The 16,009-nt window shown below is 76.8% G+C and carries 13 protein-coding genes and 1 tRNA gene; 13 read left to right on the forward strand and 1 reads right to left on the reverse strand.

Going from position 1 to position 16,009, the window contains the following annotated elements; translation table 11 throughout:
• Positions 1-76 precede the first annotated feature (76 nt).
• From ACU616_RS11410 to ACU616_RS11440, 7 genes are all read left to right on the forward strand, one after another.
• Positions 77-790 (forward strand): hypothetical protein, encoded by a 714-nt coding sequence (locus tag ACU616_RS11410; RefSeq protein ID WP_446758576.1) that lies wholly within the window; start codon positions 77-79, stop codon positions 788-790.
• A gap of 100 nt (positions 791-890) precedes the next feature.
• The gene (locus tag ACU616_RS11415; RefSeq protein ID WP_446758577.1) at positions 891-1,493 is read left to right on the forward strand and encodes a DUF1326 domain-containing protein; all 603 of its coding nucleotides are present in this window, start codon (positions 891-893) and stop codon (positions 1,491-1,493) included.
• Between the two features lie 4 nt (positions 1,494-1,497).
• The gene (locus ACU616_RS11420; RefSeq protein ID WP_446758578.1) at positions 1,498-2,307 is read left to right on the forward strand and encodes a DUF2182 domain-containing protein; all 810 of its coding nucleotides are present in this window, start codon (positions 1,498-1,500) and stop codon (positions 2,305-2,307) included.
• Positions 2,308-2,404: 97 nt separating this feature from the next.
• Positions 2,405-3,901 (forward strand): 3' terminal RNA ribose 2'-O-methyltransferase Hen1, encoded by a 1,497-nt coding sequence (locus tag ACU616_RS11425; protein WP_446758579.1) that lies wholly within the window; start codon positions 2,405-2,407, stop codon positions 3,899-3,901.
• Positions 3,898-6,432, forward strand: a complete 2,535-nt coding sequence (locus ACU616_RS11430; RefSeq protein WP_446758580.1) for a polynucleotide kinase-phosphatase — start codon at positions 3,898-3,900, stop codon at positions 6,430-6,432. Before ACU616_RS11425 ends, ACU616_RS11430 begins: the two co-directional genes overlap by 4 nt.
• Before the next feature lie 133 nt (positions 6,433-6,565).
• Positions 6,566-6,638, forward strand: a tRNA-Thr gene (locus ACU616_RS11435).
• A 200-nt stretch (positions 6,639-6,838) separates the two neighbouring features.
• Positions 6,839-7,756: a hypothetical protein gene (locus tag ACU616_RS11440; protein WP_446758581.1), complete on the forward strand. Its 918-nt coding sequence runs from the start codon at positions 6,839-6,841 to the stop codon at positions 7,754-7,756.
• 5 nt (positions 7,757-7,761) lie between these two features.
• On the opposite strand, the gene ACU616_RS11445 is transcribed toward ACU616_RS11440, so the two are convergent.
• Positions 7,762-8,187, reverse strand: a complete 426-nt coding sequence (locus tag ACU616_RS11445; protein WP_446758582.1) for a DUF5313 family protein — start codon at positions 8,185-8,187, stop codon at positions 7,762-7,764.
• A 143-nt stretch (positions 8,188-8,330) separates the two neighbouring features.
• On the opposite strand from ACU616_RS11445, the gene ACU616_RS11450 reads away from it, so the two are divergent.
• The 6 genes from ACU616_RS11450 to ACU616_RS11475 all read left to right on the forward strand — a co-directional run bounded on the left by ACU616_RS11450 (position 8,331) and on the right by ACU616_RS11475 (position 15,999).
• On the forward strand, positions 8,331-8,762 hold the full coding sequence (locus ACU616_RS11450) for a CBS domain-containing protein (protein WP_446758583.1): 432 nt from the start codon (positions 8,331-8,333) through the stop codon (positions 8,760-8,762).
• A gap of 63 nt (positions 8,763-8,825) precedes the next feature.
• Positions 8,826-9,740 carry an EamA family transporter RarD gene (rarD, locus tag ACU616_RS11455; RefSeq protein ID WP_446758584.1) on the forward strand — a complete coding sequence of 305 codons (915 nt, stop codon included), beginning with the start codon at positions 8,826-8,828 and terminating at the stop codon, positions 9,738-9,740.
• Between the two features lie 115 nt (positions 9,741-9,855).
• A complete protein-coding gene (locus ACU616_RS11460) occupies positions 9,856-10,188 on the forward strand; it encodes a DUF3263 domain-containing protein (protein WP_446758585.1) in 333 nt (110 codons plus the stop codon).
• 635 nt (positions 10,189-10,823) lie between these two features.
• The gene (locus tag ACU616_RS11465; RefSeq protein ID WP_446758586.1) at positions 10,824-12,077 is read left to right on the forward strand and encodes a LytR C-terminal domain-containing protein; all 1,254 of its coding nucleotides are present in this window, start codon (positions 10,824-10,826) and stop codon (positions 12,075-12,077) included.
• 80 nt (positions 12,078-12,157) lie between these two features.
• A complete protein-coding gene (locus tag ACU616_RS11470; RefSeq protein WP_446758587.1) occupies positions 12,158-15,049 on the forward strand; it encodes an alpha/beta fold hydrolase in 2,892 nt (963 codons plus the stop codon).
• Positions 15,050-15,132: 83 nt separating this feature from the next.
• On the forward strand, positions 15,133-15,999 hold the full coding sequence (locus ACU616_RS11475; RefSeq protein ID WP_446758588.1) for an ABC transporter permease: 867 nt from the start codon (positions 15,133-15,135) through the stop codon (positions 15,997-15,999).
• Positions 16,000-16,009: the final 10 nt, after the last annotated feature.

Below are 16,009 nucleotides of genomic sequence, written 5' to 3' on the forward strand. Positions count from 1 at the left end.
AAGGGGCCAGCCCGGCCGTCCTCCCCAGCGGGACGGCCGGACCCCGTGCCCGGCCTGCGCTCCCTGGAGGCTGCTCGTGTCCACCCGCGGTCTGCCCGCCCGCCTGCTCCTCGGCCTCGCCGTCCTCGCCGGGACGGGAGTGGCCGGCGTCGGCGGTCTGGCGCTGCGGCCCGCCGGGCTGCTGGCCGTCGGCCTGGCCTCCGTCGTCACCGCCTGCCTGGCCGCCGGGGTGGCCCGCGAGTCCACCGGAGAGGGCACCCTCGCGCCGCTGGAGGCCGCGTGGCGGGCCGGCGCGGCCACGATCGGCGTGCTGCTGTTCCTGTCCGGCACGGCCGCACTCGGGGGCCCCGCGCTCACCGCCTCGGCCGGCGCGCTGCTCGTCGTCGCCGGGTCGGCCGTCTGGCTGGTGCGCGCCGGTCGGCGGACCGGGCGCCGGCCGGGGAGCGCGCCCGTCGGGTTCGCGCCGGCGTCCTCGTCGGAGGCGCCGCGGACGGTGACCGGGGAGCGCCCGGGGGAGTCGCGCGCGCGGGTGCTGGCCCTGCCCCCGGTGACCACGATGTCGACCGTCGCGCTGGGCCGGGAGTGGCTGGGCACGACGGCGGCCCTGGCCGGCCGGCTCGACCCCGCGTCGCGGCAGGCGGTGGTCCGCCGCCGTCAGGAGACCCTCGACGAGCTCGAGCGCCGCGACCCCGAGGGCTTCGGCCGCTGGCTGGCCGAGGGCCCGCTGCCCGGCAGCGACCCGGCCGACTGGCTCTGCCAGGGTCCGGCCGCCGGCACCGACGCCGCCTGAGTCCCGCACGGTGCCGCCGGCGGCACCTGGCCCGCGCGCGAGGTGGTTGACCGGTCCCGGCCCGGATCGGACACTGGCTGGGTCACGGAGGGGACCGGCCATGGCATGGAACCTCAGGGGCGGCTACGCCGAGACGTGCTCGTGTGAGCTGATGTGCCCCTGCAACCTCTCGCTCGACCACGGTGCCACCTACGACTTCTGCCGGGCGGCCCTCGCCTTCGACATCCGCGAGGGCCAGGTCGACGGCACGGACGTCCGGGGCCGCAGGGTCGTGACGATCATCGACACCCCGAAGGTCATGACCGACGGCAACTGGCGACTCGGGATGTTCGTCGACGACCAGGCCACGGACGAGCAGTTCGACAAGCTGGTCCAGGTCTTCGGTGGGCAGCTCGGCGGGCCGATGGCCGCGCTGGGCCCGCTCGTGGCGGAGATCGCTGGCGTCGAACGGGCGCCGATCGAGTTCCGCGACGACGGGCTGCGGCACAGCGTCCGCGTCGGCGACGCCATCGACTTCGAGATCGAGGACGTCGTGCCCTTCGACAAGGAGGACGGTCGGCCGGCCAGGCTGGAGGGTGGGGGCCACCCGGTCGCGTCGGACCTGACGATCGCCGAGGCGCGGCGCTCCCGGATCGATGCCTTCGGCATCCGCTACGAGGGCAGGAGCGGCGTCTCGACCGCGGAGTTCTCCTGGTCCGCGTGACCCGGTGAGCGCCCCGGCGCAGGAACGTCCCGGAAGCGGGGGCCTGGCCCCCGCCTTCGCCGCCGCCCGCGTCCGCCTCGGGCTGATCGCCGTGCTGTTCGCCCTCGCCGCCGTCGGCTGGTGGTGGACCGTGCGCCGGATGCGCGGCATGGACCAGGGGCCCTGGACGGAGCTGGGGACGCTGGGCTGGTTCCTCGGGACGTGGGTCGTGATGATGGCGGCGATGATGTTCCCGTCGGTGGCGCCGACGGTCGCGCTCTACGCCCGCATGACCAGGCGGCGGTCGCCGCTCTCGCCGCTGCTGTTCGCGGCGGGCTACCTGGTGACCTGGGCGGGCGGGGGGCTGGCGGCCTTCGCGCTGTGGGCGGTCGTGGGCCGGGTCGGGGGCGACGTCCTCGCCTGGGACCGCGCGGGCCGGTGGGTCGCCGGCGCCACGCTCGTCGTCGCCGCGGCCTACGAGGTGTCCCCGCTCAAGGACGTCTGCCTCGGCCGGTGCCGCAGCCCGCTGAGCTTCCTGCTCGGCGCCTGGCGGGACGGCCCCGGAGGAGCGCTGCGGATGGGAGCGCGGCACGGTGCCTGGTGCGTGGGCTGCTGCTGGGCGCTGATGGCGTCGCTGTTCGCGCTGGGGGTCATGAGCGTCGCCTGGACGGCCGTCGTCGCCGGGCTGATCGCCGTCGAGAAGACCCTGCCGTGGCGCCGGGTCGCCGTCTACGGGACGGCGGCCCTGCTGCTCCTGCTCGGTGTGCTGCTCGTCGTCGCTCCCGACGCCGTCCCGGCGCTCCCCGTCCCCGGCGAGATGGACCCGATGGCCTGACCTCCGCGTGGCCCCGTGGGGCGCCGGCGGACGACGCGGCGCCGCCCGATCCGCGGAAGGTGGTCGACTCCGCGCCGATGCTCGGTGACACTGCGGCGTGCTCGTCACCCTGTCCACCACCCACGTGCCCGCGACCGACCTGGGCTTCCTGCTGCACAAGAACCCCGCGCGGGCCCAGCGGATCGACGTCTCGACCGGCACGGCGCACGTGTTCTACCCGGAGGCGGACGAGCACCGCTGCACCGTCGCGCTGCTGCTCGAGGTCGACCCGGTCGGGCTGGTGCGCACCGCGCGCGCCGGCGGTGCCGAGGGCGCCGCGCTCGCGCAGTACGTCAACGACCGTCCCTACGCCGCCTCCAGCCTGCTCGCCGTGGCCCTGGGCAAGGCGTTCGCCAGTGCCCGCCGGGGCGTGAGCAGGGAGCGCCCCGAGCTCGTCGACGTCGCCCTCCCGCTGGAGGTACACGTCCCCGCCCTCTCCTGCCGGGGCGGGGCGGAGATGGCCTCCCGCTTCTTCGCGCCGCTCGGGTGGCGGGTGGAGGCGACGGCGGTACCCCTGGACGCCACGTACCCGGAGTGGGGCGACTCCCGGTACGTGGACCTGCGGCTGACCGGGGAGCTCCGGCTCGCCGACGCGCTCAACCACCTCTACGTCGCCCTGCCCGTCCTCGACGACGCCAAGCACCACTGGATCGGCACCGACGAGGTCGACAAGCTGCTGCGCGCCGGCTCCGGCTGGCTGGCCGCGCACCCGGACCGGGACCTGATCACCCGCCGCTACCTCAAGCACCGCGCCGCCCTCACCGGCCGGGCCCTCGAGCGGCTCGCGGAGGTCGACGACGCCGAGCCGGACACGCTGGACGACGCCACCGCGCCGCCCGTCGGTGCCGCCGGCGGGCCGGCCACCGAGGACGGGGCCACCGAGGACGGGGCCACCGAGGACGGGGCCACCGGGGACGGGGCCGCCGACCGGCCGGTGCCCCTCGCGCTGCAGCGGCACGCGGCGGTGCTCGCGGCGCTGCGCTCGGCCGGCGCGTCACGGGTCGTCGACCTCGGCTGCGGTGCCGGCGCGCTGCTGCCCGCGCTGCTCGCCGACCCCGCCGTCACCGAGGTGCTCGGCGTGGACGTCAGCGCCCGGGCGCTCGAGGTGGCCGCCCGCCGGCTGCGGCTCGACCGCATGCCGGAGCGGCAGCGGGCCCGCATCCGGCTGCTGCAGAGCGGCCTGACCTACACCGACGCCCGGCTGCGCGGCTACGACGCGGCCGTGCTCGTGGAGGTCGTCGAGCACCTCGACCCCGACCGGCTGCCGGCGCTCGAGCACGCCGTCTTCGGCGCCGCGGCGCCGGGGACCGTCGTCGTCACCACGCCCAACGCCGAGTACAACGTGCGGTTCGAGGGGCTGGCCGCCGGCGCGTTCCGGCACCGCGACCACCGCTTCGAGTGGACCCGCGCGGAGTTCGCCGCGTGGACCGCGACGGTGGGGGAGCGCCACGGGTACGCCGTCCGGCTGCTCGGTGTGGGGGACGAGGACCCGGACGTCGGCCCGCCCACGCAGCTGGCCGTGTTCACCCGCGGCGCCGCGGAGGTGGTCTCGTGACCGCCGGGACCCGCACCCTCGCCGTCCCCGACCTGTCCCTCGTCGTGCTGGTCGGGGTGAGCGGCTCGGGCAAGAGCAGCTTCGCGCGCCGGCACTTCCGGCCGACCCAGGTGCTCTCGAGTGACTCCTGCCGCGGCCTGGTCGCCGACGACGAGAACGACCAGTCGGCCACTCCCGAGGCGTTCGCGCTGCTGCACCACATCGCCGGCATCCGGCTGCGCGCCGGGCGGTTGACCGTCGTCGACGCCACCAACGTGCGGCCCGAGGACCGCGCGTCCCTGGTGCGGCTGGCGCGTGAGCACGACGTGCTGCCGGTGGCGATCGTCCTCGACGTCCCGGAGAGCGTGTGCCTGGCCCGCAACGCCGCGCGGCCGGACCGCGACATCTCGCCCGGGGTGATCCGGCGGCAGCGCGCCGACCTCCGCCGGGGGCTGCGCGGGCTGGGCCGGGAGGGCTTCCGCAAGGTGCACGTGCTCGACGGCACCGAGGAGGTCGAGCGCGCGGTCATCAGCTACCAGAAGCAGTACAACGACCGGCGCGAGGACACCGGCCCGTTCGACGTCGTCGGCGACGTGCACGGCTGCCGCGCCGAGCTCGAGGAGCTGCTGGGCCGGCTCGGCTACGAGCTGCACAGGGACGGACGCGGCCGTCCGGTGGACGCCGTCCACCCGGCCGGGCGCCGGGCGGTCTTCGTCGGCGACCTCGTCGACCGCGGGCCGGACTCGCCGGGCGTGCTGCGCCTGGTCATGGGGATGGTGGCCGCCGGGCACGCCCTGTGCGTGCCGGGAAACCACGAGAACAAGCTGGTGCGCGCGCTGCGCGGCCGAAACGTGCAGGTGACGCACGGCCTGGAGCGCACCCTGGCCCAGCTCGAGGCCGAGGAGGAGGACTTCCGGCGCGAGGTCGAGGCCTTCTGCCACGGCCTGGTCAGCCACTACGTGCTCGACGGCGGAGCGCTGGTCGTCGCGCACGCCGGGCTCCCCGAGTCGCTGCAGGGCCGGTCCAGCGCGCGGGTGCGCAGCTTCGCGCTCTACGGGGACACGACCGGCGAGACCGACGAGTTCGGCCTGCCCGTCCGCTACCCGTGGGCGACGGAGTACCGGGGACGGGCGATGGTGCTCTACGGGCACACGCCGGTGCCGACGCCGGAGTGGGTGAACAACACCCTGTGCCTGGACACCGGCTGCGTGTTCGGCGGGCGGCTGACCGCGCTGCGCTACCCGGAGCGGGAGCTGGTCGGCGTCCCGGCCGGGCACACCTACTACGAGCCGGCCCGGCCGTTCCTGCCCGCGGAGGACGCCGCCCCGGCGGCCGGGGCGCACCGTCCCGACGGCGTGCTCGACGTCGAGGACGTGCTCGGCAAGCGGGTCGTCGAGACCCGCCTGGCCGGGCGGGTGACCGTGCGGGAGGAGAACGCCGCGGCGGCGCTCGAGGTGATGAGCCGCTTCGCCGTCGCGCCGGAGCAGCTGCTGTACCTCCCGCCGACGATGAGCCCCTCGGCGACGTCGGAGCGGCCCGGGCTGCTCGAGCACCCGGCGGAGGCGTTCGCGTACTACCGCGGCGAGGGCGTGACCGAGGTCGTCTGCCAGGAGAAGCACATGGGCTCCCGTGCGGTGGCGCTGGTGCGGCGGGACGGCTCCGGGGTGCTGCACACCCGGACCGGACGCTCCGTCCTCGCCGGCGACCTGACGCACGCGTTCTCCGCCCGGCTCTCGATCGCGGCGGAGGAGGCCGGGCTGTTCGAGGAGCTCGACACCGACTGGCTGCTGCTCGACGCCGAGCTCCTGCCCTGGTCGGCCAAGGCCGGCGACCTCATCCGTTCGCAGTACGCGGCGGTCGGCGCCGCCGCGCGGACGGCGCTCCCGGCCGCCGTGGCGGCCCTGGAGCAGGCGGCCGCGCGCGGCCTCGAGGTGGCGGACGTGCTCGACCGGCAGCGGCGCCGGGCTGGCGACGCCGAGGCCTTCACCGAGGTCTACCGGCGGTACTGCTGGCCCACCGAGGGGCTCAGCGGCGTCTCCCTCGCGCCCTTCCAGCTGCTCGCGACCGCCGGCACCACGTACGCCGACCGGCCGCACGCCTGGCACCTGGCCGTCGCCGACCGCCTCGCCGCGGCCGACCCCGAGCTCGTGCGCGGCACCCGCTCGTTGCCCGTCGACGTCACCGACCCGACCGGCGAGGCCGCGGCGACGGCGTGGTGGGAGGAGATGACCGCGGCCGGCGGCGAGGGCATGGTGGTCAAGCCCGCGGCCAACCTCACCCACGGCCGGCGCGGTGTGGTGCAGCCCGGGCTGAAGGTCCGGGGACGCGAGTACCTGCGGCTGGTCTACGGCCCGGACTACACCGAGCCGCAGCACCTCGAGCGGCTGCGGGAGCGCTCGCTCGGCCGCAAGCGCGGACTCGCCCTCCGGGAGTACGCGCTCGGGATGGAGGGGCTGGAGCGGCTGGCCCGCGGCGAGCCGCTGTGGCGGGTGCACGAGTGCGTCTTCGCCGTCCTGGCGCTGGAGTCCGAGCCGGTCGACCCCCGGCTGTAGGCCGGCCGCTCGGCACGCGTCGACGGTCCCGGGCGGAGCGCGACGGTCGACCGCCGTCCGGTGCCGGTCCGGGGCCGCCGAGCCTCCTCCTGCGGTGTCCCTATCCTGGTCCCGGGGCTGGTCCCCGTGTCCCGCCGGCGTGGCGCAACTGGCAGCGCACCCGACTTGTAATCGGGCGGTTGGGGGTTCGAGTCCCCCCGTCGGCTCGTCCCTCCGGATGGGCGCCCTGGTCGTCTGCACCCGATGACCTGGTGAGGTCCGTGGTGGCCGCGTATCCGTTGCCGACCGCGGGTATCCCGGGGACGTGGCCTCGGACGACGCGCTGGAGCCACAGGCCACGCGAGCGGCTGCTCCCCCCGGCACCGCCAGGCACCGTCGTCCTGCCCGCCGGCGTCGCCGGCCGACCGTGGCCCTCCTGGTCGGCCTGCTGGCCGCCGTCCTCTTCGGTGTGGCCCTCGCCCTCGCCCTCGTCAGGACCGGTCAGGACCCGTCCCCCAGCGCTGTCGCGGAGCCGCCCGCGCGGACGGATCAGGCATCGCCGCCGGCCGAGGGCGCTCCCGTCCCCGACGGGACGTCCCTCCTGCCACCGTTGCCCGCCACCGCCACCACGCCCGTCGAGCGGCTGGGCCTGACCATCCCGGCCCTCGCCGAGGCGGCGGCGCGCACGCCGGACGCCGTGGGACCGGGGGCCGCCGACGTGCTCGAGGACCTCCGGCGGATCGCGACCCTCGGCGGGGGCTTCCGCCGCTCCGCTGCGATCACCGCGGACGTCGCGGTCGCCGACGCCGTGCTGGCCGGCGAGCTGGACGCCGGTGTGGGGCAGCGGGTCCGGCAGGTGCTCGACGACGTCGTCCGGCCCGACCGGCTGGTCGACCTGGTGGCGATGCTGGAGGTGGACCCGCTCGCCGCCGGGTCTGGCGGACCGGAGCTCTTCGACCAGCTGTTCGCCCTCGACCACCGCGTACCCGCCGACCAGACGGCCGCTCGTGCCGGCGCGTTGCTGCAGGCGGTGACCGCAGGCGCCGAGCAGGGGCGGCTGACGGAGGCGGTCGAGAGGGCGGTGGTCCCCACGTTGCTGGAGCTGGCCGACCCGGCGCCCCGGCAGGCCCTGGTCGACCTCGTCGCCCGGGCCGAGGAGGACCCGGACGCCGTCGGTCCTGCCGCGGAGGAGGTCCTGGTGACGCTGCGGGGCATGCGGGCGTTGCCGGTCTTCGAGCTGGGCAACGAGGCCGCCGATCTGCTGCAGCTGCTGGGCGAGGACGGGCGGGTGACACCGACGTTCCGGGACGCCGCCGTCCCCGTCCTGACCGCGATGGTGCGGTGACCGGGTCAGTCGAAGCTGCCGGCTCCGCCGACGCGGTAGGGGAAGCGCTCCTCGACGCGCGTCGCCCGCGCACGCTCGGCCCGCTCCTCGCGCACCCGGGCCGCGGTGCCGGCGGGGTAGCCGGCCTTGGCGACACGGTGCTCGGTCGTCTCCACCATGAACGCCATCGAGTACACGAGGCCCACGATCAGGCCGCCCAGCGCGGCGGTGAGCCGGTAGGCGACCGCCACCGGGACGGCGAACAGGCACAGCGCCACCAGTGGCGACAGCTGCACCAGGGAGCGGGCCAGGTGACGGCGCACCCAGCCGGGACGGGTGGTGTCGGCGAGCACCCAGGGCCACAGGGCCCGGGGCAGCCCGCCGCCGAAGGCATAGCGCAGCCACTGCCACGGGCCGGGGCGGGTGGGAGGGGCCTCGTGCTCGGTTCGCACACCACGACGGTAGGCCGCCCGCGCCACCCGGGGGAGGGGTGCGCGAGCCGCGCGGCCGCGGGCGCGGGGCGCGCGCCGGAGTCCGTTGCCCCTCGGGCGCGTGCGGGTGGACACTGCCGGACGCCGAGGGAGGGAGGGCTCCCGTGCAGATCGCCCAGCTGCTGCGCCGCAAGGGCCCGCAGGTCGTCACGGTCGCGCCCGGCGCCCCGGTCCGCGCGGCGCTGTCCCTGCTCGTCGAGCGCGGCATCGGCGCGCTCGTCGTCTCCGGCGCCCCCGGCGTCGTCGACGGGATCCTCTCCGAGCGCGACGTGGTCCGCGGGCTGCACGCCTCCGGGCCCGGCGTGCTCGACGGGCCGGTGTCGGCGCTGATGACCGCGGAGGTCCGCACCTGCGTGCGCACCGCGTCGGTCCACGACCTGGCCCGCCTCATGACCGAGCACCGGGTCCGCCACGTGCCCGTCGTGGAGGACGGCCGGCTGCTCGGCATCGTCTCGATCGGCGACGTCGTCAAGGCCCGCCTCGACGAGCTCGAGGAGGAGCGCGCCCACCTGGTCGACTACATCCAGACCGGTTAGGCGGGGACGCCCCCACCCGCTCGCGGCGGGGACCTGCGCGAGGGCAGGCGTACGGTGCCCGCCGTGGACGAGCGGCGGCTGGGGACGGCGGCGGGCCTGTCCGCCTACGGTCTGTGGGGCGTCTTCCCGCTGTACTTCCCGCTGCTCGAGCCGGCCGGCGGCCTGGAGATCGTCGCCCACCGCGTCGTCTGGTCGCTGCTGTTCATCTCCCTGCTGATCACCGTGCTGCGCCGCTGGTCGCTGGTCCGCGCCGCGGTCACCGACGCCCGCACGATGCTCGTGCTGGCCGGCGCGTCGGTGCTCATCGCGGCCAACTGGCTGGTCTTCGTCTACGGCGTCAACTCCGGTCACGTCGTCGAGACCTCGCTCGGCTACTTCATCAACCCGCTGGTCAGCGTCCTGCTCGGCGTCGTGGTCTTCGCCGAGCGGCTGCGCCCGCTGCAGTGGACGGCGGTGGGGCTGGCGACGGTCGCCGTCGCTGTCCTCACCGTCGACTACGGCCGGCCGCCGTGGATCGCCCTCACGCTGGCCGCCACGTTCGGCAGCTACGGCCTGCTCAAGAAGCTCGTCCGCGTCGAGGCGGCGCCGGGTCTGCTGGTCGAGACGGCGGTCGTGGTGGTGCCCGCGCTCGCCGTCCTCGCCGTGCTGCACGCCACCGGCCGGGGGACGGCGGGCACCGCCGGCACCGGGCACCTGCTGCTGCTCCTGAGCTCGGGGATCGCCACGGCGGTGCCCCTGCTCTTGTTCGCCGCGGCCGCCCGGCGCATCCCCCTGTCGACCTTGGGGCTGCTGCAGTACCTGACCCCGCTGATGCAGCTGGCCATCGGCGTCTTCGTCTTCTCCGAGCCGATGCCGCCGGCCCGGCTGGCCGGCTTCGCCATCGTCTGGGCCGCGCTGGTCGTCTTCACCGTGGACAGCCTGCGGTCGGCCCGTGCGGCCGGACGCCGGGCGGCGGAGCAGGTGCCCGCCGTCGCCTGACCGCGCCCGGTCATCACGGATCGGGCGAGCCGCGCACGGCGCGCCGCGAGTGTCGGCACCCGGGCCTACCGTTGTCGGTGACGGCTTCCCCCCGATCGAACGGACCTCCCCGGCCATGACCTCCGACCCCGACCCCGCGGTCCCCCCGCGGGAGGACACGGCGTCGAGCGAGGGCCCCGCACACCCCGCGGGCCTGACCCGGCGCGAGCACGAGATGCTGGCCTTCGAACGGCAGTGGTGGCGCCACGCCGGAGCGAAGGAGACGGCGATCCGCGAGCGGTTCGGCGTCCCCCCGACGCGGTACTACCAGGTACTGAACGCCCTGGTCGACCGGCCTGCCGCGCTCGCCGCCGACCCCCTGCTGGTGCGCCGGCTGCGCCGGTTGCGCACCGCCCGCAGACAGCGGCGTTCGCCTCACCTGCTGGGCAAGGACTCCTCCGCCCTCTAGATTTGGTCACTGTGGGCAGGCATGTGGCGCCAGGTGGTGACCAAACGGACCGGCCGGCCGGTGGCCGGCGCCGTACCGACGTCCCGCCCCCCGGGGGTGACACGTCCGTCCCCGGCCCTGCTGCGCCCGCCGCCCCCCGCGGCGCCGCGCCGACCGCGGCGGCGCAGCCGGCCGACCTGAGCGACCACCCCACGACCCCCGGCCGCAGCCGCGCCGACCGCCGGCGCGACGCCCTGCTGGGGGGCGACGGCGACCGGCGCCGTCCCCTCACCGGCCGCCCGTCCGCACAACCGGGACCTGCGCGCCCCGCGCAGCCGGCACCCGCGCGGCCGGTCGCCCAGCCGGCGCCCCCGCGACCCGTCGCCCAGCCGGCGCCCGCGCCGCCGGCGCCCGCGCGACCCGTCGCACCGCCGGCGCCCGCACGGCCGCCTGCCCAGCCGGCGCCCGCACGGCCGGCTGCCCAGCCGGCGCCGGCGCGGCCGGTCGCCCAGCCGGTACCCGCGCGACCGGCCGCCCGGTCGCGCCCGCTGGAGCCCGCGCCGCTCACGCGGCCGCGGCTGCCCGCCCCGCCGGCCGGCGCAGCCGCCCGCCCGGCACCCGAGCCACCCGCCCGTCCCACGGCGCTCGAGACCACCATGGCGCCCTTCCAGGCGGTCCCCACGCCCCAGGCCGACGCGCCCGAGCTCGCGACCCCCGTCCTGGACCCGTGGGACCAGCCCGCCCGGCCCGCCGCGCGCGGCCGGACGGCGTCCCCGGCGCGTCCCGCGCCGGCCGAGTCCCCGCGCCGGGCGCCCGCCCGCCCCGCACCCGAGGACATCCGCCCGGCCGCGGCCGGCAGCCGGGGCCCCGCCGCGGCTCCGTCCCGGTCCTCGTCGCCGGCCCCCGGGGCCGCACCGGCCGCCACACCGGCCGCCACGGCGCCGGCCGGCGGTGCGTCGACCTACCGCGACTGGACCCGCCCGTCGGGCCCCGGGGCCGCCGCGCCTGCCGCGGCCCCGCTCACCGAGGCCATCCCCGACCGGGAGGTCTCCCGCGCCCGGGCGGCCGCCCCGGCCACCGAGGCCATCCCCGACCGCGAGGGAGTCCGCGACCGCACCGACGCCGCGCCCCCGGCGCCGCTCACCGAGGCCATCCCCGACCGCGAGGTCGCCGACCGGCGCCGCACGTCCCGCGACCGCCGCGACGAGCCCGACGCCGGGCCGCCGACCGGACCCTCCACCGGACCGTCGACCGGGCCCTCGACCGGTGTGGTCGGGAGCCGGGCGGCGTCGCGCGCCGAGCGGCAGGCGATGGAGGTCGAGCGCCGCCGTGCCGCGCGCCGGGCCGGCGTCTCCCCGTCGGCGCTGCGCGGGGACGACGACGAGGGCGGTCGCCCGCGCCGGCGGTCCGTGGTCGGACTGCTCGCCGTCGTGGTGGTCGCGCTGGTCGTGCTCGGCGTGTACAGCTTCACGTCACCGGCCGCGCAGGAGAGCGACGCCACCCAGCCCGCGGAGCCGACCGCCTCGGCGTCCGCGACGCCCACCTCCGGCCCGCTGCCGCCGCTGTCGGCCGTCCCGCTGCCGCCGGTGGAGCAGGCGCCGACCACGCCGGTGCGGGTGCCGGTGACCGTGCTCAACGCCACCGACGTCGGCGGGCTGGCCGGCGACGCCTCCGCCGCCTTCGCCGCCCAGGGGTGGACCGCGGCCGGCGTCGGCGAGTACCAGGGCAGCGAGATCGCGACGACCACCGTCTTCTTCACCGCGGGCGACGAGTCCCAGCGCCAGTCGGCCCTGCAGCTGATGGAGGCGTTCCCCGGGATCACCGTCGGGCCCACCGTGCGCTTCTTCGAGGTCCCCGGCGAGGCCGATCCGGGCCTGGTCGTCGTCCTCACCGCCGAGTGGCAGCCCTGACCCGAGTCCGTCGCGTCCCGTCCCGGAACACCGGTGCGGCGCCGTCCGTTGGCCGCAGCGTGCCTCCCGTCCGCGGGCCCGTGCGTCTTCGCCCGCGCTCGAGCACCCGTGCCGCCCTCGGTGTCCTCGTCGCCCTGCTCCTCGCGGGCACGGCGCTCGTCTCGCTGCCCGCACCCGCGGTCGCGGCCGAGGACGTCTCCACCGAGGACGCCCGCGTCCCCTCCGGCTCCGGTGCCGACGCCGTCGAGCTCGACACCACCCTCTACCGGCCGGCGTCGGCGACCGCGGACGCGCCGGCCCCCGCGGTCGTGCTCGCGCACGGCTTCGGCGGCAGCAAGCAGTCGGTGGCCGACGACGCCCGCGACCTGGCCGGGCGCGGCTACGTGGTGATGACCTACTCCGCCCGCGGGTTCGGCGCGAGCACCGGGCAGATCGGCCTCGACGACCCGCGCTACGAGGTCGCCGACCTGTCCACGCTGCTCGACGTCCTCGCCGCGCGCGACGACGTCCTGCTCGACGGCGAGGGCGACCCGCGGGTGGGCGTCGCCGGCGCCTCCTACGGCGGAGCGCTGTCGCTGCTCGGCGCCGCCTACGACGACCGCGTCGACGCCATCGCCCCGCAGATCACCTGGAACTCGCTGACCGCGGCGCTCTTCCCCTCCCAGACCGGCACCGTCGACGCCGCCACCCCGGCGGCCACGCCGCAGACCGCCGGGGCCGGCGTCTACAAGCGGCTGTGGGCCGGGCTCTTCTTCGGTGTCGGCTCGGCGCCCACCGGCGGGCTGCTCGACGCCCTCGGCGGCGCCGACGGCGCCGCCGCCTCCGACGGCGCCGCGCTGCCGTTCGACCCCTCCTCGGTCGACACCTCCGCCGTCGACCCGGCCGTGGTCGAGCAGGCGCTCACCTGCGGTCGGTTCCGCGCCGACATCTGCGCCGCCTACCAGGACGCCGCGGCCACCGGGACGCTGACGCCGGAGATCGCCGCCGTCCTCGACCGCAGCAGCCCCGCCGCGGTGCTCGACCGGATCACCGCGCCGACGCTGCTGGTGCAGGGCACCGAGGACTCGCTGTTCGGCCTCGGCCAGGCCGACGCGAACGCCCGCGGGATCGCCGCGAACGGCACCCCGGTGGAGGTCGTCTGGTACGCCGGGGGCCACGACTCGCAGGCCTCGGAGCGGGAGACCGCCGACCTGCGCGAGCTCGTGGCCGGCTGGTTCGACCGGCACCTGCGCGACGCCGGCGACCCCGCCCGCGGCGAGGACCCCGGCACCGGCTTCCGGTTCCCCGCGCCGACCGGGCTGGGCAGCGGCCTGGGCACCGTGCAGGGCGGCAGCCAGAGCGTGATCGCCGGCGCCTACCCCGGCCTGGACGGCGGTGAGCCGACCGAGCGGGTCGACGTCGTGCTCGACGGTGCGGTCCAGCCGGTCGTCACCCCCGCCGGCGGGACCCCGGCCGCCATCACCACCGTCCCCGGGCTCGGGTCGCTGGCCTCGGCGCTCGGCGGCACCGCGGTGGAGGTCCCCGGCCAGTTCGCCGCCTTCTCCAGCGAGCCGCTCGCCGACGCCGTCGAGGTGGTCGGCGCGTCCACGGTCGACCTCGCCGTCGCCTCGCCCAGCGGCAGCGCCACGCTGTTCGCCAAGCTCTACGACGTCGGCCCCGACGGCGCCCAGACGCTGCCCGGCGGCGTGGTCGCCCCCCTCGCGCTCAGCGGCCTGTCGGCCGACCCGGCGGCGCCGACCCCGGTGAGCGTCACGCTGCCCGGCATCGTGCACCGCTTCGAGGCCGGCCACACGATGCGCGTCGTCGTCTCCTCGACCGACCAGGCCTTCGCGCTGCCGGCCGAGGCGACCGTCTACTCGGTCGCCCTCGCCGGTGCGGGCGACGGCGGCGCGACGATCGCCGTCCCCACCGTGCAGGGCCAGGCCCAGGCCGACGGCGGCACCTCGCGCTGGTGGTGGCTGCTCGGCGCCGTCGTCCTGCTCGGCCTGCTCGGGTGGCTGGCCGCGCGGCTGTGGGGCCGCCGCCGGCGCCGGGTGACCTCGGCGGTCGAGCCCGACGGCGAGGACGTGCCGCTGCGCTTCGAGGGCGTGACCAAGGCCTACAAGGACGGCTTCGTCGCCGTCCGCGACCTGTCCTTCGAGGTCCGCCGCGGACAGGTGCTCGGCCTGCTCGGCCCCAACGGCGCGGGCAAGACGACGTCGCTGCGCATGCTCATGGGCCTCATCCGCCCGACCGAGGGCCGGATCAGCGTCTTCGGCCACGCCGCCGGTCCCGGGGCGCCGGTGCTGTCGCGCCTGGGCTCCTTCGTCGAGGGCACCGGCCTGATGCCGCACCTGTCCGGCCGCGACAACCTCACCCTCTACTGGGCCGCCACCGGCCGCCCGGCCGCCGACGCGCACATGGCGGAGGCGATCGAGGTCGCCGGCCTGGGTGCGGCCATCGACCGTCCGGTGCGCCGCTACAGCCAGGGCATGCGCCAGCGCGTGGCCATCGCCCAGGCGATGCTCGGCCTGCCCGACCTGCTGGTGCTCGACGAGCCGACCAACGGCCTGGACCCGCCGCAGATCCACGCCATGCGGGAGGTTCTGCGCTCCTACGCCGCCACCGGCCGCACGGTCATCGTCTCCAGCCACCTGCTCAGCGAGATCGAGCAGACCTGCACGCACGTGGTGGTCATGGCCAAGGGGCAGAAGATCGCGCAGGGCACGGTCGAGGAGATCGTCGGCGCCGGCGGCGCGGTCTCCGTCGGTCTGGCCGACGACGCCGACACCGACCGCGCGGCCGCCGTCCTGTCCGGGCTGCCCGGGGTCACCGTCGAGCGCACCGACGAGGGCCTGGTCGCCGACCTGGGCGAGCGGACGTCGCGGGCGGCGGCGCTGCAGGCGCTGGTCGCCGCCGACGTCGCCGTCGACCAGTTCACACCGCGCCGCCGCCTGGAGGACGCGTTCCTGGCACTCGTGGGGGAGTCGTGACCGTCGACCACGAGAACGACAGCCGCGGGAGCACCGCAGCGAGCGCCAGCGAGCGAGGAGCGGACCGAGGCCGGAGTCGAGCCATGACACAGCACGTCCAGCCCACCGGCGCGGTCGCCGGCTACCGGCCCGAGCGGACGCTGCGGCTGTCGGTCGAGCTGCGCCGGCAGTTCAAGCGGCGGCGCACCATCGGCGTGTTCGTGCTGATGGTCGCCCTGCCGCTGGTGCTCATCGCCGCGCTGCAACTGGGCGCCAGCGAGGAGGCGCAGACCAACAGCCGGATCAACCTCGTCGACGTCGCCACCGCCAGCGGCCTGAACTTCACGCTGTTCGTGCTGTTCGCGACGACGGGCTTCTTCCTGGTCGTGGTCTACGCGCTGTTCTTCGGCGACACCGTGGCCAGCGAGGCGCAGTGGGGGTCGCTGCGCTACACGCTGGCCACCCCGGTGCCGCGGATGCGGCTGCTGCGGCAGAAGTTCGCCGCCGCGCTGGTGCTGTCGGTGGCCGCGCTGCTCACCCTGGCGGTCGTCGCGGTGGTGGCCGGCGGCATCGCGTTCGGGTTCGCCGAGATCCAGACGCCGATCGGGGTGACCCTGCCGCAGGGGGAGGGGCTGCTCCGGCTGGCCGGGATGCTCGGCTACCTCGCCGTGCACCTGCTCGTCGTCGGCACGCTGGCGTTCTGGCTGTCGACGATCACCGACGCGCCGCTGGCCGCCGTCGGCGGGGCGGTGTTCACGATGTTCGTGTTCGCGATCCTCGACCAGGTCGAGCAGCTCGGGTCGCTGCGCGACTGGTTCCCGACCGCGGAGGAGTTCGCCTGGACCGACCTGCTGCAGACGCCGGTCGACTCCTCCGACCTCTTCCGCGGCGTCGTCCAGTCGCTGGTCTACGCCGCGGTGTTCACCGCGCTGGGCTTCCGCCACTTCTCCCGGCGCGACGTCACCAGCTGAGCGTCACGCC

The organism is Geodermatophilus sp. URMC 62 (assembly GCF_052931475.1).